The sequence below is a fragment of the Bartonella sp. AA23NXGY genome, assembly GCF_042197165.1.
Taxonomy (GTDB): Bacteria; Pseudomonadota; Alphaproteobacteria; order Rhizobiales; family Rhizobiaceae; genus Bartonella.
In genome coordinates this window covers 1-23,775 of sequence record NZ_JBHIRO010000010.1, presented here as the reverse complement: position 1 = coordinate 23,775, position 23,775 = coordinate 1, and the positions used below count along the sequence as shown (strand labels likewise).

Annotated in this window: 17 protein-coding genes, 1 tRNA gene and 1 pseudogene; 4 read left to right on the top strand and 15 right to left on the bottom strand. The window is 38.3% G+C overall.

Annotated elements, in window-relative coordinates; genetic code table 11:
* Positions 1 to 138: 138 nt before the first annotated feature.
* Both ACFINY_RS06555 and ACFINY_RS06550 read left to right on the top strand, forming a co-directional pair.
* Positions 139 to 600, top strand: a complete 462-nt coding sequence (locus ACFINY_RS06555) for a RidA family protein (RefSeq protein WP_375607219.1) — start codon at positions 139 to 141, stop codon at positions 598 to 600.
* A 134-nt stretch (positions 601 to 734) separates the two neighbouring features.
* Positions 735 to 1,157, top strand: a complete 423-nt coding sequence (locus tag ACFINY_RS06550; RefSeq protein ID WP_375607220.1) for an HIT family protein — start codon at positions 735 to 737, stop codon at positions 1,155 to 1,157.
* A 7-nt stretch (positions 1,158 to 1,164) separates the two neighbouring features.
* Here ACFINY_RS06550 and clpA read toward each other — a convergent pair whose 3' ends face one another.
* Together clpA and clpS are read right to left on the bottom strand one after the other, a co-directional pair.
* Entirely contained in the window at positions 1,165 to 3,516 is a 2,352-nt protein-coding gene (gene clpA / locus ACFINY_RS06545) for an ATP-dependent Clp protease ATP-binding subunit ClpA (protein ID WP_375612120.1), read from the bottom strand.
* A gap of 6 nt (positions 3,517 to 3,522) precedes the next feature.
* Positions 3,523 to 3,894 carry an ATP-dependent Clp protease adapter ClpS gene (gene clpS, locus ACFINY_RS06540; RefSeq protein ID WP_375612119.1) on the bottom strand — a complete coding sequence of 124 codons (372 nt, stop codon included), beginning with the start codon at positions 3,892 to 3,894 and terminating at the stop codon, positions 3,523 to 3,525.
* A 234-nt stretch (positions 3,895 to 4,128) separates the two neighbouring features.
* Between clpS and ACFINY_RS06535 the strand changes: the two genes are divergently transcribed.
* Complete coding sequence (locus tag ACFINY_RS06535) at positions 4,129 to 5,478, top strand: D-alanyl-D-alanine carboxypeptidase (RefSeq protein ID WP_375612118.1); 1,350 nt, start codon at positions 4,129 to 4,131, stop codon at positions 5,476 to 5,478.
* Positions 5,479 to 5,510: 32 nt separating this feature from the next.
* The gene (locus tag ACFINY_RS06530; protein WP_375612117.1) at positions 5,511 to 5,789 is read left to right on the top strand and encodes a hypothetical protein; all 279 of its coding nucleotides are present in this window, start codon (positions 5,511 to 5,513) and stop codon (positions 5,787 to 5,789) included.
* 1,832 nt (positions 5,790 to 7,621) lie between these two features.
* Here the strand turns inward: ACFINY_RS06530 and ACFINY_RS06525 are convergent.
* From ACFINY_RS06525 to ACFINY_RS06465, 13 genes and pseudogenes are all read right to left on the bottom strand, one after another.
* Complete coding sequence (locus ACFINY_RS06525; protein ID WP_375612116.1) at positions 7,622 to 9,013, bottom strand: L-serine ammonia-lyase; 1,392 nt, start codon at positions 9,011 to 9,013, stop codon at positions 7,622 to 7,624.
* 340 nt (positions 9,014 to 9,353) lie between these two features.
* Positions 9,354 to 10,043: a nitroreductase gene (locus ACFINY_RS06520; protein WP_375612167.1), complete on the bottom strand. Its 690-nt coding sequence runs from the start codon at positions 10,041 to 10,043 to the stop codon at positions 9,354 to 9,356.
* Positions 10,044 to 10,279: 236 nt separating this feature from the next.
* Positions 10,280 to 10,453: a hypothetical protein gene (locus ACFINY_RS06515; RefSeq protein WP_375612115.1), complete on the bottom strand. Its 174-nt coding sequence runs from the start codon at positions 10,451 to 10,453 to the stop codon at positions 10,280 to 10,282.
* A gap of 714 nt (positions 10,454 to 11,167) precedes the next feature.
* Complete coding sequence (gene rpoC, locus ACFINY_RS06510; protein ID WP_375612114.1) at positions 11,168 to 15,379, bottom strand: DNA-directed RNA polymerase subunit beta'; 4,212 nt, start codon at positions 15,377 to 15,379, stop codon at positions 11,168 to 11,170.
* Between the two features lie 172 nt (positions 15,380 to 15,551).
* Entirely contained in the window at positions 15,552 to 19,700 is a 4,149-nt protein-coding gene (rpoB, locus tag ACFINY_RS06505; RefSeq protein WP_375612113.1) for a DNA-directed RNA polymerase subunit beta, read from the bottom strand.
* A gap of 289 nt (positions 19,701 to 19,989) precedes the next feature.
* Positions 19,990 to 20,361 carry a 50S ribosomal protein L7/L12 gene (rplL, locus tag ACFINY_RS06500; protein ID WP_375668467.1) on the bottom strand — a complete coding sequence of 124 codons (372 nt, stop codon included), beginning with the start codon at positions 20,359 to 20,361 and terminating at the stop codon, positions 19,990 to 19,992.
* A gap of 101 nt (positions 20,362 to 20,462) precedes the next feature.
* Positions 20,463 to 20,981: a 50S ribosomal protein L10 gene (rplJ, locus tag ACFINY_RS06495; protein ID WP_012755027.1), complete on the bottom strand. Its 519-nt coding sequence runs from the start codon at positions 20,979 to 20,981 to the stop codon at positions 20,463 to 20,465.
* A gap of 355 nt (positions 20,982 to 21,336) precedes the next feature.
* On the bottom strand, positions 21,337 to 22,041 hold the full coding sequence (rplA, locus tag ACFINY_RS06490) for a 50S ribosomal protein L1 (protein WP_375613460.1): 705 nt from the start codon (positions 22,039 to 22,041) through the stop codon (positions 21,337 to 21,339).
* 4 nt (positions 22,042 to 22,045) lie between these two features.
* Entirely contained in the window at positions 22,046 to 22,474 is a 429-nt protein-coding gene (gene rplK / locus ACFINY_RS06485; RefSeq protein WP_273723157.1) for a 50S ribosomal protein L11, read from the bottom strand.
* Positions 22,475 to 22,624: 150 nt separating this feature from the next.
* Positions 22,625 to 23,155, bottom strand: coding sequence for a transcription termination/antitermination protein NusG (gene nusG, locus ACFINY_RS06480; protein WP_273790740.1), 531 nt, complete (start codon positions 23,153 to 23,155; stop codon positions 22,625 to 22,627).
* Between the two features lie 20 nt (positions 23,156 to 23,175).
* Positions 23,176 to 23,388, bottom strand: a complete 213-nt coding sequence (secE, locus tag ACFINY_RS06475; protein WP_273790652.1) for a preprotein translocase subunit SecE — start codon at positions 23,386 to 23,388, stop codon at positions 23,176 to 23,178.
* A 199-nt stretch (positions 23,389 to 23,587) separates the two neighbouring features.
* Positions 23,588 to 23,663 (bottom strand) — tRNA-Trp (locus ACFINY_RS06470).
* Between the two features lie 47 nt (positions 23,664 to 23,710).
* A pseudogene (locus ACFINY_RS06465) lies at positions 23,711 to 23,775 on the bottom strand (elongation factor Tu); the annotation flags it as partial.

Below are 23,775 nucleotides of genomic sequence, written 5' to 3'. Positions count from 1 at the left end.
TTCCGAACTTTATCCCCGTTGCATAACATCATACAATAAGGCAAAAAAGGTTAATTTCTCAATTAACCACACATTTTCTTAAATCAAAAAATAGATTATGCAATGAATATATTATAGAGCAGCTATGGAGTTAAAATTATGACCAATATGATTGAAAAAAACTTAGAAAAATTCGGAATCACTCTTCCTGAAGTAATCTCCCCCCTTGCCAATTACATCACCACTTCACAAAGTGGCAATCAACTCTTTATTTCTGGACAACTCCCTCTTATTAATGGAAAACCAATAGCCATCGGTAAAGTTGGTGCAACTGTGAATACCGAACAAGCCCAAAAAGCATCTGAAGCTTGCGCTCTCAATATTCTCGCGCAACTCAAGGCAACTCTGGGTGACTTAAATAAAATAAAACGTGTGGTCAAAATTACTGTTTTTGTGGCTGTAGATTCTCATTTTACCGATATTCCTTTTGTTGCCAATGGAGCTTCTAATTTATTCGTCAATATCCTTGGTGAAATTGGAAAACACGCCCGTTCTGCTATTGGTGTTGCCTCTCTTCCTATGGATGTTCCTGTAGAAGTTGAAGCCATCATAGAAATCTAAACCTTCATTAAGACAGTGCATTATCCTAAATATAACTGAAGTCAAAATACTTCTTTGTCTTACACTCTGATAAACCTTGCATTTTTTCGTTTTTAAATTAGAATCTTAAACTTACGATAAAAGGAAATATTTGTATGAAACAAGCTTATGACAATAACAATATTTTTGCTAAATTGATTCGCAATGAAATCCCTTCTGTTCGGGTCTACGAAGATGATGATGTTATTGGATTTATGGATATCATGCCACAGGCACCAGGTCATACGCTGGTCATTCCTAAAAAAGGCTCTAGAAACTTACTTGATGCAGATCCTGAAACATTATTTCCTGTTATTAAAGCTGTTCAAAAAATTGCAAATGCTGTCAAAAAAGCCTTTCAAGCAGATGGCATAACTGTCATGCAATTTAATGAAGCAGCTAGTCAACAAACCGTCTATCACCTTCATTTTCATATTATACCACGTATGGAGGGAATAGAGCTTACCCCTCATAATGATATGGTAACGCCTCCAGAAATACTTGAAGAGAATGCAAAAAAAATTCGTGCAGCTTTATAACACACTCTTAAGTTGTTGTGCTTTTTTTTCCTACACGTTTTTTTGTAAAGTTTTCCATTTTACTTTTCTTTGAACTTACAGATATATCGGAAGATGAAATTTCTAACTGTAAGCTTTCTTTTTTACCATTTGATTTTTGTGTCAATACGCGAACGGTACCACCATTGCGTAACTTTCCAAATAAAATTTCATCAGCTAATGGCTTTTTAATATATTCTTGTATAACACGCCCTAATGGGCGTGCTCCCATCTGAGAATCATATCCTTTATTGGAAAGCCATAAAGTTGCAGAAGGGCTTAATTCAAAACAAATTCCCCGATCAGCTAATTGTGCTTCAAGCTGAAAAATAAATTTTTGCACTATCTGATTGATGATTAAATGAGATAAAGGTGCAAACGGAATAATTGCATCTAACCGATTACGAAATTCTGGTGTAAATAACCGATTGATTGCTTCTATATCCTCACCATCACGATGTACTTTCCCAAATCCAATAGCTGATTTTGCCATATCTGAAGCACCCGCATTAGTCGTCATAATCAAAATAACATTGCGGAAATCAATTTTCTTACCATTATGGTCTGTTAATCTACCATAATCCATTACCTGCAATAAAATATTAAATAACTCTGGATGCGCTTTCTCAATCTCATCTAGCAATAGAACTGCGTGAGGTTTCTGATCAACGGCATCTGTAAGGAGACCTCCTTGATCAAACCCTATATAACCTGGAGGTGCTCCGATTAAACGTGCTATCGTATGCCGTTCCATATATTCTGACATATCAAAACGCAATAATTCAATGCCTAAAGATGATGCAAGCTGTTTTGCAACTTCAGTTTTTCCTACACCTGTTGGTCCTGAAAATAAATAACTTCCTATTGGTTTATCCGGTTCGCGTAAACCTGCTCGCGCCAATTTTATGGATGAAACTAAGACGGAAATTGCCTGATCTTGACCATAAACAACATGTTTGAGTTCTCTTTCAAGCTTACTCAGTATCTTCTGATCATTCCGAGAAACTGTTTTTGATGGAATTCTTGCAATTGTGGCAACAGTCGCTTCAATTTCTTTAACACCTATACTCTTCTTGCGTTGTTTTTGTGGCAAAAGCTTTTGCGCTGCGCCACTTTCATCAATAATATCAATTGCTTTGTCAGGTAACCTACGGTCAATTATATAACGTGAAGATAATTCTACAGATGCCTTCATCGCCTGATCTGTATATTTAATCTGATGAAAATCTTCAAAGTAAGGCTTCATCCCCTGCAAAATCTTAATCGCATCTGTAACAGAAGGTTCATTAATATCAATCTTCTGAAAACGACGCTCTAAAGCACGATCTTGTTCAAAGAATTTGCGATATTCTCTGTAAGTCGTCGAACCAATACATCGCATAGTTCCAGAAGATAACACAGGTTTCAAAAGATTTGCTGCATCCATATTTCCCCCTAATGTCGCTCCTGCTCCAATTAAGGTATGAATTTCATCAATAAATAAAATAGCATCTGGATACAGCTCAAACTCTTTAATAACTTGCTTTAAGCGTTCTTCAAAATCACCGCGATAACGTGTACCTGCAACAAGTCCCCCCATATCAAGAGAAAATATTGTTGCATTTGATAAAACTTCAGGCACTTGCCCATCAACAATGCGCTTTGCCAATCCTTCAATTATAGCGGTTTTTCCCACTCCAGGATCACCAACCAAAAGCGGATTGTTTTTCGACCTTCGACATAAAATCTGAATCATGCGTGAAATTTCTATTTCACGGCCAATTAATAAATCAACTTTTCCATTACGTGCTTTACAATTGAGATCAACACAATAATTCGTTAAAGCACTTGTTCCTCTTTCACCATTATCCGAAATCTGCTGATCTAATTGCTCTTCAAGTCCTTCAAGTAACATGGATAACCCATCATCACGCGTGACACCCTGTGAAATAAAACGTACAGCATCGTAGCGTGTCATTCCCATCTCTTGAAGAAAATATGCTGCATGGCTTTCACGTTCAGAAAAAATTGCAACAAGAACATTTGCCCCCGATACTTCATCTTTTCCAGCTGATTGTGCATGAATCACCGCACGTTGGATAACACGCTGGAAAAAAGCTGTAGGCTTTGTATCCTCATCAGCTCTAATCTGTTCATCTAACTCTGAGCGAAGATAATTGGTTAAGCGCTCTCGCAATTCCTCTACATCTACTTGGCAAGCCTGAATAACGGAATTTGCATCGGCATCATCTAACAGCGCAAGTAGAAGATGCTCTAGTGTTGCATATTCATGCCGTGCTTGAGTAGCAATTGTTAATGCACGATGCAAAACCTCTTCAAGACTAGGTGTAAAAGATGGCATAGCTCCTCACTTCCATTCCATTACACATTGTAACGGATGTTCATTTTGACGCGCACATTCCCTCACTTGTAATATTTTCATTTCAGCGACTTCATAAGTGTAAGTCCCACATTCTCCTATCCCATTGTGATGAACATTTAACATTATCCGCGTTGCCTCTTCGAAACTTTTTTTAAAAAAGTTCTTCAAAACGAAAACAACAAAATCCATAGGTGTGTAATCATCATTAAGCAAAAAAACTCGACATAATTTAGGTTTTTCGAGTTTTTCTCTAGCCTTAGGCATTATAACTGCACCATGCCTACCTTCATCCCAATTCTTGCCCTTTTCATTATGCATAATATGAGCTATAGAGTTTATTATGAGCATCTGTCCCATTATCGTTTTCCATGCAGTACATTTTTATTAATTTTAAATTCTTTCATAACTATTGCAATACCTGTTTGTATTAGAAAAAAATTTTCCTCTATGGTTAGACTTCAATCACTCACTCATAAAATAACTTCTGTAAACAAATTAGTAATACCATTCGTCTAAACTGCATCAATAAATTACAGAAAAGGAAGCTTTATAGAAGTTTTTGAGGATAAATGGAGAAATAGGATACTGCAAGTGTATATTAATTATCAAAAAATTATGCGCTACTGTAAAACAATAGCAATTTCTTTTGTTATGTTAGCTTTTTCTTACTGTTGGGCATCCGCCACACCTCAAGGGGCCTATCCTGATAAGTATGCGGCTATTGTTATAGATGCTACTACGGGAAAAACTTTATTTCAAGCCAATGCAACACTGAAACGTTATCCTGCTTCTTTAACAAAAATGATGACATTGTACTTACTCTTTGAAGCTATGCAGATGCGTCGTGTGACACCAAATACACCAATTCCTGTTTCACATTATGCAGCAATGCGTCCACCGACAAAAATTGGATTTAAAGCAGGCCAAACAATTTCTGCAGAATCAGCAGCTAAAGCACTCATTACAAGGTCCGCAAATGATGTTGCTGCTGCCATTGCAGAATATCTTGGAGGTAGTGAAAAAAAATTCGCTCAAATGATGACAGTAAAAGCTCGTAAACTTGGCATGAAACATACACATTTCGCAAATGCTTCAGGACTTCCGGATGTGCGCAATTATTCTACAGCACGAGATATAGCGACTTTGTCATTAGCTTTACGTAAACATTTTCCCAAACAATATAAATTGTTCAAAACAAAAAGTTTTAATTTCCGTGGACATAAAATTAACAGCCACAATAAACTTATTAAAATAATGAAAGGTGTCGATGGAATTAAAACAGGCTACACACAAATGTCAGGTTCTAATTTAGCAACTTCGATGCGTCTTGAGGGGCGCTCTATTGTCGCTGTTGTTATGGGAGGTAAATCATCTACTGCACGTGACGAGCATATGGCTAGCTTATTGAATCAATATTTGCCCAAAGCAAGCCAAATGAAAAGTGGTGAACGTTTAATAGCTTCTGTACGCTATCACTTACCCACTGGGGCCAATACTCCTATACCGACCATTAAAGCTGATTCAAGTAATTTTGACGATGAAATTTCGACTATGTTGACAGCATTTGCAGAACAACCTAAAAACTCCAATATCGCAATAACGGCTGTCAATAAGGTAATTATACCAATACCGAATCCTCAAAAAACTATACCGGCTGAGACTCATAAAATTGTAACAGTCTCTTTGTCCGAAAATGCCGGATGGGCTATCCAAATTGGTTCTCTTCCTAGTGAAGAACAAGCAAAAACTCTACTTTTAAAAGCAAAAAATACAGCTTTTTCCACTTTAAAGAACGCATCTTCACATATGCAACTGTTTGAAAAAAATGGGCAGCGTTATTACCGAGCGCGCTTTACAGGGTTTCAATCAAAAAAAGCTGCATTTGATGCTTGCTCTACATTAAAGAAAGCAAATTTTAACTGCTATACTGTAGCCTACTAAAAATTTTTGAATTCTGCGTTAAGGATAGTATTATGACAGATAATGCTTTTGCTTCATTCCATAAAAAAGAAGTTTTATTGAAGCAATCATCCCTCCTTTCATTGCGTTCTCTTCACGATGCTGCCGCAAAACTTACTGGTTTAAAATATAATTCGACTGCATTAGATACACAGTCTCTTGTTAACCTTCTCATTTGCCAAACAATGCGCAACCGTCGTCTCATAATGCCTCCTGTACGCATTCATTTACGCGTTGCGAGCCAAACTGGTAATGTGCCTATTAAAATCCGTTTAGGAGCAACAAATATTTAATTCTACAGCCCTCTCTAAAAAATTATTTTATTATTAACCATTATCTACAGCCTCAGAAAACCTTTTGATAAACATACTTTTTTCTTAAATTGTTGAATTTTCTGACAGCTTTTCCAACTATCCAATATCTTCAAGCTTTCAATAAAACATTGTTAAGGACATAAAAATACCCAATATTTTTCCACTTTTGGATTTAATATAAAAAATTATCCTTGATATCTTTCTGGAAAAAATGAATAGCTTCATTAGATGAAAGCTTATCATTTGGTGGGATTATTGTAAAAGTTCAATAAAGAAAATCCCTCTTAATAACGCTCCCTATACAACATAAACGCTGTAAAAAAAAACAATCTCACTTCTCTTACTTGTATTTATGTCAACAGGCACAGAAAATTGGAAAATACAAATACTATCGATGAAAAAACGTAAATAAATTATCAGATTAAATATTATGATAACGATTTCCATAAGATTTTAATTTATAATTATAATTTATTTTTTGCATATTGAACAAGAGATTTTCGTAAAATACTCTTATTTTACTTCTTATATTGAATCAGTCAAAATCGCTCGCTTGCTCATCACGAGCAAAATTGACATATAAAGCATTTACAAAAGGAATCAAAGTATCCCTTATGAATCATTTCAAGTACTAGGATCTTTTGTAATATTGAAAGTTGAAAAAAAGGATGATAGTGCTGGTTTTCTCCCTTTATAAATAAAGATGCTAATACTCTATAGATTTTATACCATTCATGGAAAACTTACATTATATTATTCATATGCAAGATACTGATTTATAAAGATAATTAATTATTTTGTTTGTTAGATGAGAATCTCGAATATCGTAAGATTCTCTCATTTAAAATCTGTTTATGTTGAATCAATCAAAACCGTCTCTTGCATGTTATGAGCGAGATTAGTGTGTAGCGTGAAACTGTCCCAAAAAGACTAAAAATGCCTATAATGAACCGTTTCAAATGCCAAGTGCTTTAGTCCCCCTGTACAGAGGGGGGCTCTGGTAAAGTGTGTAACCATGCCAGCGTACTTCTTTTTATTAAGCATAAAGATAGAGACAGCTCAATGGATTTACCGTTATATCATTCACAGGTGCCATCGCGAAATGAGCTTGGGGGGAGGCCTGAGAGATATTTTTTTAAAACGAACTCACGAACGCGTAACACAACAATGTTCTATTGTGTGCATTCTATTCTCATGAGAATTTTTATAAATATTTCTTAATGTATACGTTATTATTTATTTTAATTTTTTTGTCGGTACAAAATTTATAAATAAAAAAGATATTTCCAATATATCTCTTAATTATTGTAAATTAGTGTTTTTTTTTCAAGGCATTTTTTACCATACTAGGTAGAAAAAAACTTCACTTTTAAAAAATTAAAACCTTTAAAATTCTACTTTCTTCATCATAATTATTCAGACTTAAAACAAATTTTCCTTGGATACTCAGGCATAATCTTCCATTACTTAAAAGATATATGGCTATGGAAACTTTTTAAAGCCATAAAACCCAGCTAAAAATAATGGCAGATTGATCACTAATTTTACTTTACGCTTTCTTATTTTTTCCAAATTACACTTTTTCCCCACTTTAGAGACAAATCAAACAGATGTACAACACTCTCCCCTCCAAGCTTGCATGAAAAAGCTATTATTCGTTAAGAAAACACTGAATCATCTCAGATTTATTTCAAACTACTGCTGCATTAAAGTGGAATTTTGATTTATAAGGAACAAAAAACATAAGCTTTATTAGGAAATACGATCTCTCTCCAAAAAGTCCAGTTATGGATTGAAAAATGTTCCAGCTCTTAACAAGATATCGCATTGACTGCAAGACCACCTTTACTTGTCTCTTTATAGCGTTCACTCATATCATGACCAGTCTGGCGCATTGTTTCTATACAAGCATCAAGAGAAACAAAATGATCTCCATTACCATATAATGCAAGAGAAGAAGCCGTTACCGCCTTAACAGCTCCCATTGCATTACGCTCAATACAAGGCACTTGTACAAGACCTGCAACAGGATCACATGTCATTCCCAAGTGATGTTCAAGCGCAATTTCTGCCGCATTTTCAATTTGAGCTGGTGTTCCACCTAACGCTGCGGTCAACCCTGCTGCGGCCATTGAAGATGCCGTTCCAACTTCACCTTGACACCCAACTTCTGCACCAGAAATAGAGGCATTATGTTTGATAACACCGCCTATAGCTGCTGCCGTTAATAGAAAATTATGTATTCCCTCTCGATCTGAATCATCATTAAACTGAAGATAATAACGCAAAACGGCTGGGACGACACCGGCTGCTCCATTTGTTGGTGCTGTAACAACACGACCACCCGCTGCATTTTCCTCATTGACTGCTATAGCATATACCGAAAGCCAATCATTTGCCCAAAGTGGATAATTGTAATTTTTCTTTTGTTTTTCCAAAAGCGTTTCATGCAGCTTTTTAGCGCGCCTTAGAACACGCAATCCACCAGGCAACTCACCTTCTTGTGAAAGACCTCTATCAATGCAATTTGTCATCGCTGAAAAAATTTCATCAAGCCCTACATCAAGAGAAAAACGCTCTATCTTTGTTTCTTCATTTAAGCGCTTCATTTCAGCAATTGAAAGTCCTGATTTTTCTGCCATTGATAACATTGTACAAGCAGAATCGAATGGATATGGTACCTCAAATGCTTCTGGTTGTATATTATCATTCATATGGCTTAATTCATCCTCAGTCACAACAAAGCCACCACCGATAGAATAATAAATCTGCCGCAACAGAACATTCCCATCAGTATCAAGTCCTTCAAAGGCTAGTCCATTTGTATGTCCAGGGAGGATTTGCTTTCGTTCAAAAATAAGATCACGTTGCACATCAAACTGATAAGCGGGATGACCTTCTGGTTGCACTTTTTTTTCACGTATAACTTTTTCTAACAAAAACCCCATGCTATCAGGATCAACAGTAGAAGCTTTTTCTCCTAAAAGTCCTAATATGATAGCTCTATCTGTTGCATGACCAATACCCGTGAAAGCTAAAGAACCATAAAGATAAACACGTATACGAGAAACTTGAACATCAGACGACTGAGAAAAATCTCCTATCTTTTGCAAAAACATATTAGCAGCAGTCATTGGTCCCATCGTATGTGAGCTAGAAGGACCAATCCCAATTTTAAAAAGTTCAAAAACAGATAGAAACACGTATCACCTTAAACTATAGTACAGCTTGAGCATATATGCTTTTTCATAACGTTTCTTCCGTTTAAAATCAAATTGCGAGATAAACTAAAAAAATGACAACAATAAACACGAATGTCGCTCGTCTTGCTACCACCCAACACTTTCTTTCTATAGTGTTTTCCATTAGCCAACCTTTAAAACGGACAATGCCCCTAGAGTCACCACTCCCAATGTTCCAAACGTAGTAAAATAAGTGTTAATATGCAATATTAAAATTCAATAAGGATGAGAAATCTTATCGGAAATATTTTTCATAATGCACTAAGTTCTTCAAAACATATGCTTAATTGTATAAAATATTTTATGGGTATGTTTCAATGAAACGTACAAATTTTTCTAACGATTCTCGTTCTGTCTCAAAATTGTTTTCTGGAGCACTCATATCGCGATAACCAAGTGCCATACCACAGATAATATGGCGATCAGAAGGAATAGATAAAAGCGTACGAATCTGTTTATGATAATCAGCAAAAGCAGCTTGAGGACAGGTATCTAATCCAAATCCACGTGCAGCTAACATAATGGTCTGCATAAACATACCCAAATCAAGCCAACTCCCCATTTCCATGTCGTGATCCATTGTAAATAAGAGTCCTACAGGTGCATCAAAAAATAAAAAATTTCGCGCCTTTTGATGAAGTATTTTTTCTTCATCACCTTTTTGAATTCCAAGACTCTGATAAAGATCCAAACCAACTTTTCGACGCCTTGAAATATAGGGCTCACGCCACTGACGTGGATAATAACTATATTCACGCTCTCCTTTTACACCTGAAAGCACAAGTTGTGAAAGCTCTTGCCCTACTTTCTGTAATACACTTCCTGTAAGCACAATTACTTGCCATGGCTGAATATTTGTTCCAGATGGTGCACGTGCTGCAAGTTTTAAGATTTCTTTGATTGTTTCCAAACTAACTGGCTGATCAGTAAAAGCGCGAATTGACTTTCGTGACAATATAGATTGAAAAACACTCATAGGAGAAACTGTCATTGTTTTTACTTTCTTTATGAAAAATAGTTTTTTCTTATCAAGAATAATATACTGCGAAAATACCTTTGCAGCTTTTTCAAACACTCTATTTCTTTAAATGACTTACACATTTCACGCAGTGGTAAATATTCCCCTTAGAGACGGTATAATCTATCTCTTTTAAGAGAAAGAAATTAGTCTAAAAGAAGACAAAATAAATTTATAATCAATGACTACCCCCCAACTCCGCTAAGCTCTCAAAAAAAACTCTCTTCAATTCGTTCTAAATCCTGTAGAAGATCATCAACATCATGCTGCATCTGCTTTAAATCAGTTTGTTTTTTATGAATTCCTGCAATTAATTTCTTAAGCTTTTTCTCATCATCAGGTGGTTTTCCAACCATTGTCAACATATCAGATATTTCAGACAACGAAAATTTTACTCTGTTAGCATACAGGATTTGTTTTAACTTATGACGATCCGTTTATGTATAAAGCCGTGTACTTCCACACCGAAAAGGGATAAGAAGTCCCTCTTCTTCATAGCAAAGTTCGAGCTATTATTGAAAACTCACGTGTTAATTTTCCAATTGAATAATATTCGTACATTTTATTATTCTGTCTGCATAGATCACATTGTTATAAGAAATATGTCTATTTTTTATAAAACTTAGTGAGCACCTTAATCTCTACTTTTCTGCATTCTAATTTAGAAGAAAATACATTCACAAACATTGTATAGTAGAGAATCAATTATTTTTTAGATTATAGAAAAGACTCTTGATCTTTCATCATAAGTCCTTTTAAATTTTTATAGAAGATATCAATCAAAAATTTTCCTAAAGTTCAAAATCAATCTTATTTGATTTGTAGATAATCAACTCTTTTCCTTGAATATGATTTTTGAGTTTCACATATTTTGGAAAAATTCTATACTGCTTTTAGAAATTAAGAAACTTTAAAATAAAGTAACAAAAAAGATAAGCATCATTACAAAATAATAAGCTACTAAAGATGTTTAAAATAACTATCGCCTTATAATTTTTGATATTTTTCAAGAAAATATACAACTTCTGCATTTCGAAATAAAAAACGTCTGAACTTTCTATTCAGACGTTTTTATATTATGTGGTGTTGTATTTAAATTATTCAGTAACGGCCCCGGTTGTCATATTTGTCAACATAGCCTTAGCCACTTCGTTATTACTAGACTTACGCTGCTCATCTACAATCAAATCATCACGAACTGCAGCAATACGACGGATTTGAGAAATTGTACCACCCGTACCTGCTGGAATAAGACGACCGACAATAACGTTCTCTTTAAGTCCTTGCAAAGTATCAATTTTACCAGAAACTGCTGCTTCAGTAAGAACACGTGTTGTTTCCTGAAACGATGCCGCCGAAATGAAAGAAGGTGTTTGAAGAGAAGCTTTTGTAATTCCAAGAAGAATGGGATTACCAGATGCAGGTTTCTTCCCTTCTGCAATCAAATTATCATTGATTTCATCAAGTTCAATACGATCAACATTATCACCTGGAATATAACCAGAATCTCCAGATTCAGTAATTTCAACTTTTTGCAACATTTGACGAACAATCACTTCAATGTGCTTATCATTAATAAGAACTCCCTGCAGACGATAAACCTCCTGAATCTCATTAACAAGATAAGATGCCAAAGCTTCAACCCCCTTAATCGCCAAGATGTCATGAGGTGCTGGATTACCATCAAGGATATAATCTCCCTTTTCAATTTGATCGCCTTCTTGGAAGTGGAACAACTTACCTTTTGGAATCAAGTATTCTACTGCCTCAAGAGTTTCATCATTTGGTTCAATAATGATACGACGTTTATTCTTATAACCACGGCCAAATCGAATTGTACCACTAACTTCAGCAATAATCGCATGATCCTTTGGACGACGCGCTTCAAAAAGCTCAGCCACACGAGGAAGACCACCCGTAATATCTTTCGTCTTGGCACTTTCCATTGGCAAACGAGCAATAACATCACCAGCCTTAACATGAGCACCAAGCTCAACAGAAAGAATAGTTTCCACTGACATCATATAACGGGCTTCACCTCCCTTATACAATTTAGCAATGGATTCACCTTCTTTATCCGTGTGAATAATAATAGCTGGTTTAAGATCCGCACCACGTGGATTAGCGCGCCAATCAATCACCAAACGCTTCGTAATACCCGTAGATTCATCAGCTGTTTCAGTGACAGATAAACCATCAATCATATCTTCAAAACCCACATAGCCTTCAACTTCCGTTAAAATTGGACGTGTATAAGGATCCCATTCTGCTATACGTTGGCCACGTTTAACCACATCACCATCATCAACAAAAATATGAGCACCATAGCTAACACGATGTACAACGCGCTCTTTTCCTAACTCATCCTTGATAAGGATAGCCATATTACGCCCCATAACAACCAAATGGCCTTCAGAGTTACGAACTACATTACGATTACGAATCTCCACCTTACCTTCATAAGATGCCTCTAAATACGATGAATCAACAACCTGCGCAGTTCCTCCTAAGTGAAAAGTACGCATAGTAAGCTGTGTTCCCGGCTCACCAATGGATTGAGCAGCAATAACACCAACCGCTTCTCCCTGATTAACAGGTGTTCCACGCGCCAAATCACGACCATAGCATTTTGCACAAACACCAAGACGTGTTTCACATGTTAATGCAGAACGAATTTGAACAGATTGAATCCCAGCTGCTTCAATCTTCGCGACATCAGCTTCCTCAATCATTGCTCCACCTTCAAGGATAACCTCTCCAGAGACAGGATGTAGAATATCAACAAGCGCTGTACGACCAAGAATTCTTTGCCCAAGGGAGGCAACAATTTGTCCTGCATCAACAATCGGCTGCATGGTAAGCCCTTTTGCGGTACCACAATCAACTGCTGAAATAATAGCATCCTGTGCAACATCAACAAGACGCCGTGTTAAATAACCAGAGTTCGCCGTCTTTAACGCAGTATCAGCAAGTCCTTTACGTGCACCATGCGTGGAATTGAAGTATTCATTAACAGTTAGACCTTCTTTAAAATTTGAAATAATGGGTGTTTCAATAATTTCACCCGATGGTTTTGCCATTAATCCACGCATACCGGCCAATTGTCTCATCTGGTTAGCAGAACCACGAGCACCAGAGTGCGACATCATATAGATAGAATTCATCGGCCGTTGACGACCTGTTTTAGGATCAAAATCCACAGCTTGAATACGTTTCATCATTTCATCTGCGACGCGATCTGTACATTTACCCCAAGCATCTACAACCTTATTGTATTTTTCACCTTGTGTAATCAAACCATCATTATATTGCTGTTCGTACTCCTTAGCCAAAGCTTCTGTTTCTGCGACTAAACGCGACTTACTATCAGGAATAACCATATCGTCCTTACCGAATGAAATTCCTGCACGACAAGCATAAGAAAAGCCAAGCTGCATAATACGGTCACAAAAAATAACCGTCTCTTTTTGTCCACAGTGCCGATAAACATGATCAATCATTTTAGAAATGTTCTTTTTCGTCATCTCTTGATTGACAATATCAAATGAGATATCCGCACTTTTTGGCAAAAGCTCACCGATAATCAAACGACCAGGTGTCGTATCATAAAGTTTAGAGACTTCTTTTCCATCCTTCCCCATATTCTTAACACGGCCTTTAATCTTCGTATGAAGCGTTATAACCTTATTTTCCAAGGCATAATGAAGCTCACCTATATCAGAAAAGGCCATTCCTTCACCTGGTTCTTTTTCAGAAACAATTGAAAGATAATAAAGACCAAGAACCATATCCTGTGAGGGAACAATAATGGGAGCACCATTTGCCGGATGAAGAATATTATTGGTGGACATCATCAAAACACGGGCTTCAAGCTGTGCTTCAAGAGAAAGCGGCACGTGAACCGCCATCTGATCACCATCAAAATCTGCATTAAAAGCAGTACACACCAGTGGATGAAGTTGAATAGCTTTGCCTTCAATTAAGATAGGTTCAAAAGCCTGAATCCCCAAACGGTGCAATGTTGGCGCGCGGTTGAGTAAAACAGGGTGTTCACGAATAACCTCATCCAAGATATCCCAAACTTCTGGATGTTCTTTTTCAACAAGCTTCTTTGCCTGCTTTACCGTTGATGAATAGCCTTTTGCATCAAGCCGCGCATAAATAAAAGGCTTAAATAATTCAAGAGCCATTTTTTTGGGAAGACCACATTGATGCAATTTTAATTCAGGACCCGTCACGATAACAGAACGCCCCGAGTAATCAACACGCTTCCCAAGTAAGTTCTGACGAAAACGTCCTTGCTTGCCCTTCAACATATCTGATAAAGACTTAAGAGGACGTTTATTGGCTCCAGTAATCACACGCCCACGCCGTCCATTATCAAACAATGCATCAACAGCTTCTTGTACCATACGCTTTTCATTGCGTACGATAATTCCAGGAGCTCGCAATTCAATCAGCCGCTTCAAGCGGTTATTACGATTAATAACACGCCGATAAAGATCATTCAGATCTGATGTCGCAAAACGCCCACCATCAAGCGGAACCAATGGACGCAAATCCGGTGGAATAACCGGAATTGTTTTCATAATCATCCACTCTGGCTTATTTCCAGATTCAAGAAAATTTTCAACGATTTTAAGTCGTTTAATCAATTTTTTCTGCTTTAACTCTGAAGTTGTTTCAGCTAATTCAAGACGCAAATCATTAGCGATTTTATCTAACTCCATACTAGCTAAAAGCTCGTAAATAGCTTCAGCGCCAATCATAGCTGTAAACTGATCTTCTCCAAATTCATCAATAGCAAGCATATATTCTTCTTCAGAAAGAAGCTGATGGAGCTTAAGAGATGTTAACCCTGGTTCGGTTACAATATAATTCTCAAAATAAAGAACCCGTTCAATATCTTTTAAAGTTAAATCTAAAAGTGTAGAAATACGACCTGGTAATGATTTAAGAAACCATATATGCGCAACGGGTGCCGCAAGTTCAATATGCCCCATACGCTCACGACGTACGCGCGAAAGAGTAACCTCTACACCACATTTTTCACAAATAATGCCCTTATACTTCATGCGTTTATATTTGCCACATAGACATTCATAGTCCTTAATAGGGCCAAATATACGTGCACAAAAAAGACCATCACGCTCTGGTTTAAAAGTCCGATAATTAATCGTCTCAGGCTTCTTAATCTCACCATACGACCAGGACAAAATTTTCTCAGGACTCGCAATAGAAATACGAATAGAGTCAAATGTCTGCGCTGGCGCTTGAGGATTGAAAAGATTCATGACCTCGTGGTTCATGCTGTTCTCCTTCAAAGATTCTTAGAACCTGTTGTAATATCTCATTTATTTTATAACAGATCTTCTTTAAAAGACATTTACTTTTAAAAATGACCTGTATAGCCTTAATAAGGTTATTGAGCCTCTTAAAGTAATAAGAGCGCAGCTTTTTTCTAGTGCGCTCCTTGAATTATTATTCTGCCGTATCAGACAATGCCCGCTGTGCAATAAGTTCACGCGCATCATCAAGCTCCACATTAAGAGCAAGTGAGCGCATTTCTTTTACCAACACATTAAAGCTTTCGGGTATACCTGCCTCAAATGTATCATCACCACGCACAATTGCCTCATAGACTTTTGTTCGACCAGCCACATCATCTGATTTTACTGTTAGCATCTCCTGCAAAGTGTATGCAGCACCATAAGCTTCAAGTGCCCAAACCTCCATTTCACCAAAACGCTGACCACCAAATTGTGCCTTACCTCCTAATGGCTGCTGCGTAACGAGTGAATAGGGACCAATAGAACGTGCATGAATCTTATCATCAACAAGGTGATGCAATTTCAACATGTAAATATATCCCACCGTTACTGGGCGATCAAAAGGCTCCCCAGTACGACCATCATAAAGCGTAACCTGCCCTGAACTATCTAAGCCTGCGTCTTCCAGCATCATGTTAATATCAGACTCATGTGCTCCATCAAAAACAGGCGTTGCAATTGAAACCCCTTTCTTCATCTGCAATGCCAATTTGTAAAGGCTTTCATTATCATACTGACGAACTGGTTCATTATGATTATCATCAGGCATAAGATTTTCAATACGCTGACGCAACGGCAATATATCCCCGGTCTCTTGATATAACTCTAACAAAGCACCAATCTTCTTGCCCATCCCCGCACATGCCCAACCAAGATGCGTTTCAAGAATTTGTCCAACATTCATACGACTAGGCACACCAAGCGGATTCAAGACGATATCAGCATGGGTCCCATCTTCAAGAAATGGCATATCTTCTACGGGAAGAATACGTGAAACAACACCCTTATTCCCGTGACGCCCCGCCATCTTGTCACCTGGTTGGATTTTACGCTTCACAGCCACAAAAACTTTCACCATTTTCATGACACCAGGAGGCATTTCATCACCTCTTTGGACCTTTTCAACCTTATCCATAAAGCGACGTTGTAATGCTTCTTTTGATTCATCATATTGCTTGCGCAAAGCTTCAATTTCATTTTGAAGCTTTTCATCCTCAACAGCAAATTGCCACCACTGGGATCGTGGATAATGCCCCATTACTGTACTATCAAGCTTTTTACTACCCGAAAAGCCTTTCGGACCTTCTACAGCAACTTTACCTGTCAACATATCGGTGAGGCGCGCATAAACATTGCGATCAAGAATAGACTGTTCATCATCACGGTCTTTTGCTAAACGCTCAATTTCTTCACGCTCAATTGCCATCGCACGTTCATCTTTTTCCACACCATGGCGATTAAAAACGCGAACTTCAACAACAGTACCAAAAGTCCCAGGAGGCATACGCATAGAAGTATCACGAACATCGGATGCCTTTTCCCCAAAAATTGCACGCAGAAGCTTTTCTTCCGGCGTCATGGGACTTTCACCTTTCGGGGTAATCTTTCCAACTAAAATATCACCTGGTTGAACTTCAGCACCAATATAAATAATGCCAGCTTCATCAAGATTTCTTAACGCTTCTTCCGCAACATTAGGAATGTCGCGCGTAATTTCCTCAGGTCCAAGTTTTGTATCGCGTGCCGCAACTTCAAATTCCTCAATATGAATTGAAGTAAACACATCATCAGCAACAATGCGCTCGGATAACAAAATAGAATCTTCATAATTGTATCCATTCCAAGGCATAAAGGCTACGAGAACATTCCGCCCAAGAGCCAAATCACCAAGATCCGTGGATGGACCATCTGCAATGATATCACCTTTCTCTACCCTATCACCGACATGTACAAGAGGACGCTGATTAATACAAGTGGACTGATTAGAACGCTGAAATTTCTGTAAGCGGTAAATATCAACGCCTGATTTTGAAGGATCTAAATCTTCTGTTGCACGTATAACAATACGGGTAGCATCGACTTGATCAACAACACCACTACGTTTTGCACTCACAGCAGCTCCTGAATCGCGCGCAACAATAGATTCCATTCCCGTCCCAACAAATGGCGCTTCAGCGCGTACAAGAGGAACTGCTTGACGCTGCATGTTCGATCCCATAAGCGCACGATTCGCATCATCATTTTCCAAAAAAGGAATAAGCGCTGCTGCAACTGAAACCAACTGTTTTGGTGAAACATCCATCAAATCAACATGATCACGCGGCGCCATTAAAACTTCACCAGCATGACGGCAAACAACAAACTCTTCTATAAAACGACCTTCGTTATCTAATGAAGAATTAGCCTGAGCGACATAATGCTTTGCTTCTTCCATCGCTGAAAGATAAATAACTTCTTTTGTGACTTTTCCATCAATAATTTTTCGATATGGGCTTTCAATAAAGCCATATTTGTTAACTCGCGCAAATGTTGCTAAGGAGTTAATCAGACCAATATTGGGGCCTTCTGGTGTTTCAATCGGACAAATACGACCATAATGCGTAGGATGTACGTCACGGACTTCAAAACCCGCACGTTCACGAGTCAAACCACCTGGACCAAGAGCAGAAAGACGGCGCTTATGGGTAATTTCTGACAATGGATTGGTTTGATCCATAAACTGCGACAATTGTGAAGACCCAAAAAATTCACGGACTGCTGCTGCCGCAGGCTTTGCATTGATCAAATCCTGTGGCATAACTGTATCAATTTCAACCGATGACATACGCTCTTTTATCGCACGTTCCATACGAAGAAGACCAATGCGATATTGATTTTCCATCAACTCCCCGACGGAACGAACGCGACGGTTGCCAAGATTATCAATATCATCAATTTCACCACGTCCATCACGCAATTCAACCAACATCTTAACAACAGCAAGAATATCCTCTTGGCGTAAAATGCGAACTGTGTCTGGACAATCAAGATCCATACGTAAATTCATCTTAACACGCCCGACAGCTGAAAGATCATAACGCTCTGGATCAAAAAACAATGAATGGAACATTGCTTCTGCTGTATCGATTGTTGGAGGTTCACCTGGACGCATCACCCGGTAAATATCAAATAACGCATCCTGCCGACTTTCATTTTTATCCACCTTCAAAGTATTGCGGATGTAAGCGCCAATATTCATGTGATCAATATCAAGAATATTGACTTGATCAGCACTAACATCGAGCAGAACTTTTAATACTTTTTCGTCAATTTCATCACCAGCTTCAAGGTAGATTTCACCTGTTTCGTAATTGACGATATCTTCAGCTAGATAACAACCTAATAAATCATCTTCACTAACTTTAACCGCTTTAAGTCCTTTTTCTACCAAAGACTTCGCAGTACGAACTGTTAATTTTTTACCAGCCTCCGCAACGACTTCACCACTATCTGCATCTATAAGGTCAGAAATGAGCTTCATTCCTTTAAAGCGATCCACAGAATAAGGAACTCGCCATCCTTCTCCATCACGCTCATAAGTCACTTTATCATAAAACGTCGATAAAATATCCGACGCATCCATACCTAATGCCATCAAAAGACTAGTAACAGGAATCTTGCGCCGTCGATCAATACGCGCATAAATGATGTCCTTAGCATCAAACTCAATATCAAGCCAAGAACCACGATACGGAATAACACGAGCAGCAAAAAGAAGCTTTCCTGATGAATGGGACTTTCCTTTATCATGGTCAAAAAAGACACCAGGAGAACGATGCATCTGAGAAACAATAACACGCTCCGTACCATTAACAATAAAGGTACCATTCGTCGTCATTAAAGGCATATCGCCCATATAAACGCCTTGCTCTTTAATGTCTTTGATATCTTTGGAGCCAGTATCCTCATCAACATCAAAAACAATCAAACGCAATATGACCTTTAATGGGGCAGCATAAGTTAAATCACGTTGACGGCACTCTTCAACATCAAATTTTGGTAAATCAAATTCATAACCTACAAACTCAAGCATAGCTGTACCGGAAAAATCTGAAATAGGAAAAACCGATTTAAAAACAGCTTGCAAACCTTCATCTGGTCGCCCACCTTTCGGTTCCTCAACCATGAGAAATTGATCGTATGAGGCTTTTTGAACCTCAATAAGATTCGGCATTTCTGCTACTTCAGGAATCTTACCAAAAAATTTCCGTACGCGCTTACGACCATTGAATTGAGACATCATTGCGTGAGTCTGAGCCATCGTCGCTCCTTGATCTTTACTCTTCAAGGTAGACCAACCTTGAAAGCCTTATACCATTAACCTGCATATGCAGACCAGTTCACTTGACACTCAATAATGAGCATCATTAACTTTCCCCACCAACATAAGCCATTTATCTCTTTGACTCTATGATGAAGGGGTAAGTAATCCAAACCTATCCCATTCCTGTTACGAAACCATTGGGAAAAGTTTTTTACTCATTATTTTCCCTCTTTGTATTAAGAGAAAGAAAATCGGCGAACATAAATGCCCGCCGATAAAATTAAATTTACTTAAGTTCCACCTTAGCACCGGCAGCTTCAAGTTGAGATTTAATTTTTTCTGCTTCTTCTTTAGAAGCAGCCTCTTTAATAGGCTTAGGTGCACCTTCAACCAGATCTTTAGCTTCTTTAAGACCAAGTCCAGTAAGAGCACGAACTTCCTTAATAACATTAATTTTTTGTGCGCCACCTTCAACAAGAATAACATCAAATTCTGTTTTTTCTTCAGCAGCTGGAGCAGCAGAACCAGCAACAGCAGCTACAGCTACAGGAGCAGCAGCCGAAACTCCCCACTTTTCTTCAAGTAACTTAGAAAGCTCAGCGGCTTCCAAAAGGGTTAGATTAGAAAGGTCTTCTACGATCTTCTCTAGATCAGCCATTTTTAAATTCCTTCAATTAAAAGATTTGAACCATTATTAAATCTTATTCAAAAAAACAGAAAAGCATTAAAGCTCTTCCATAAACGTGAATACAAACAGCCTTAAGCCGCCTTATCCTCCTGAGCATATGCTCCAATGACACGTGCAACCTGACCAGCAGGGGCATTAACAACCTGTGCAATACGGGTCGCAGGGGTAGAAATCATACCCACAAGTTTTGCACGCAACTCGTTTAATGAAGGCAATGAAGCCAATGACTTCACAGCATCTACAGTTAAACTTGTTGCACCCATTGAACCGCCAAGTATGACAAATTTGTCATTGCTTTTCGCAAAATCAACAGCAACTTTCGGTGCTGTGATTGGATCTTCTGAATAAGCAATAAGTGTTTGTCCAGTAAACAAACCCACTATCGATTCAGATTCCGTGCCCTGAAGAGCGATTTTAGCAAGACGGTTTTTGGCGACCTTAACGGCACCGCCAGCTTCACCCATTTTCGAACGCAGATCATTCATCTGTGAAACTGTCAGACCGGAATAATGTGCAACAACAACAGAACCAGACTTCCGAAAAGCCTCGTTAAGCCATGTAACAAATTCGCGTTTTTCCGCTCTATTCACTGTCTCTCTCCATTTAACAGATTTGCTTAAAACAAACCTGTTGGTTACCTTTGATAACATAAAATACTTCATGTCACCGATGAGGATCCTGTCCCCTTTTTCACGCATAGCGTTCAAAGGCAACCTTGGCTCAAACCCTTTAAGTCTTTTAACTCTCAGTTTTTACCCCAGTCTCATGCAGGTTTTTTTTGATTAAGATACTTAAAAGCATCACCTACAATCTCGGACAGGATATTCCGGAATTTCTCCCGGTACAACCTAAGCCCTATAAAGCTTAGATAGCGAGCTGATGAAAATCAGCATTTTAAATACAATTTTGATATTCCCATACCCCAAAACAAAATTATAAATCAGCTTATACTAGCTCTGAACGAACCGTTGCTGGATCAACTTTAACACCAATTCCCATAGTCGACGAAACAGCAACGCGCTTAATATACTCACCTTTTGCACCTTGCGGCTTGGCTTTAATAACTGCACTTGCAAAGGCTTTTATATTTTCTACGATTTTTTCAACACCAAAAGAAGCCTTACCAATACCAGCATGCACAATACCAGCTTTTTCTACACGAAACTCAACAGCACCACCTTTAGAAGCTTTGACAGCACCAGCAACATCAAGTGTTACAGTACCAACTTTCGGATTCGGCATCAAACTCCGTGGACCAAGAATCTTACCAAGACGACCAACAAGAGGCATCATGTCTGGCGTTGCAATACAACGATCAAAATCTATAGTCCCTCTATTAACGCTTTCAAATAAATCTTCGGCACCCACAATATCAGCTCCTGCCGCCTTAGCTTCCTCAGCCTTATCCCCACGAGCAAAAACGGCAACACGAATATTTCTCCCTGTTCCATTAGGCAAATGAGCAACGCCTCGAACCATTTGATCAGCATGACGAGGATCAACACCCAAGTTCATTGAAATTTCGATTGTTTCATCAAACTTAGCAACGGCACGCTCCTTAACCATTGAAACGGCATCTTTTAAAGCGTAGAGTTCATTAAAATCAATATCTTTTCGGATATTTTTTATTCTTTTTGCTACTTTTGCCATAATATTAGCCCACCACTTCCAAGCCCATCGAGCGAGCAGAACCTTCAACCATACGCATTGCTGCCTCAATGTCATTCGCATTAAGATCTTTCATCTTTGATTCCGCAATAGAACGAATTTTATCGCGAGAAATGCTTCCTACAGACACTTTACCAGGCTCTTTTGAGCCAGATTTCAGGTTTGCTTCCTTCTTTAAAAAGAATGATACAGGAGGCGTCTTGAGAGAAAAGGTGAAAGACTTATCTTGGTAATACGTAATAACAACTGGAATCGGTGCCCCCTTTTCCATTTCTTGTGTCGCTGCATTAAACGCCTTACAAAATTCCATGATATTAATACCACGCTGCCCAAGAGCTGGACCAATTGGTGGAGATGGAGTAGCAGCTCCTGCAGGGACCTGCAACTTAAGCTGACCTATACTTTTTTTTGCCATAACAATCTGCCTTTAATTTCACTGGTATACTGACAATTCATCTTGCCCGTTACCCGCTTGCAGTCACGTGGTTCGGATCATTAAGCCGACAAAAGCTATAAATCACCTCCCACTCCTTCCTTAAAGTAATTAAAACTACTCTAAGTTTAATCAGAGTTTTTCAACCTGACCAAATTCCAAATCAACAGGCGTAGGACGCCCAAAAATAAGCACTTCAACCTTAAGACGAGAGCGCTCTTCTTCAACCTCTTGAACAATTCCATTAAACGAAACAAAAGGACCATCAGCAACGCGAACTTGCTCTCCAACCTCAAACAATACAGAGGACTTTGGAGACTCAACCCTTTCCTGAACTTGTTTGAGAATTTGTTCAACCTCTCGATCAGAAATAGGAACAGGACGCGCATCCGACCCTAAAAAACCTGTCACTTTAGGCGTATTCTTAATAAGATGATAAACTTCATCTGTTAACTCAGCACGAACAAGAACATAACCAGGAAAAAATTTTCGCTCAGTATCAACTTTGCGTCCACGACGAACCTCTACAACACGCTCTGTTGGAACAAAAATCTTTTCAAAAAGATGATCAAGTCCCTTTTGCTTTGCCTCCTTATCAATAGCTTCCGCTACTTTCTTTTCAAAATTTGAATATGCCTGAACAATATACCAACGAGCTGCCACAGTCACACTTCCTTACATTCTCAACTAAAAAGATATTTCAGAAGATCAATAACCCGCCAAACACCAAAATGCATAACCTGATCCACAATAAAAAAGAAAGCTGAAGCCAATGCAGTTACCAACAAAACCATAATAGTAGAAATAACCGTCTCACGACGTGTAGGCCATTTCACTTTAATTGTTTCTGCATAAACCTGCTTCAAAAAGGTAATCGGATTGGTTTTAGATGCCATCGTCACACTATACTCTCTCTAGTCCTATTGTGTTTTATAGAACAAAATAAACAGGAAAAAATGCAAAAGCCAACTTTCAGACTTATGCAATTTCCTTACTTTCTATTCAATACCGTTTCACACACAAAAAAACAAGCCCCATATCAAAAAAAGCGAAAAAGGCAGCAAAATCCACTCCCTTATATGTAAAATCCCTCTTTGGCAGGGGCAGCAGGACTTGAACCCGCGACCTGCGGTTTTGGAGACCGCCGCTCTACCAACTGAGCTATACCCCTAACTCTCAAAACTAAAACACTTTTAACACCCCTTTAACAAGCATTATTTATTCAATGATCTTAGAGACGATACCGGCACCAACAGTACGACCACCTTCACGAATAGCAAAAC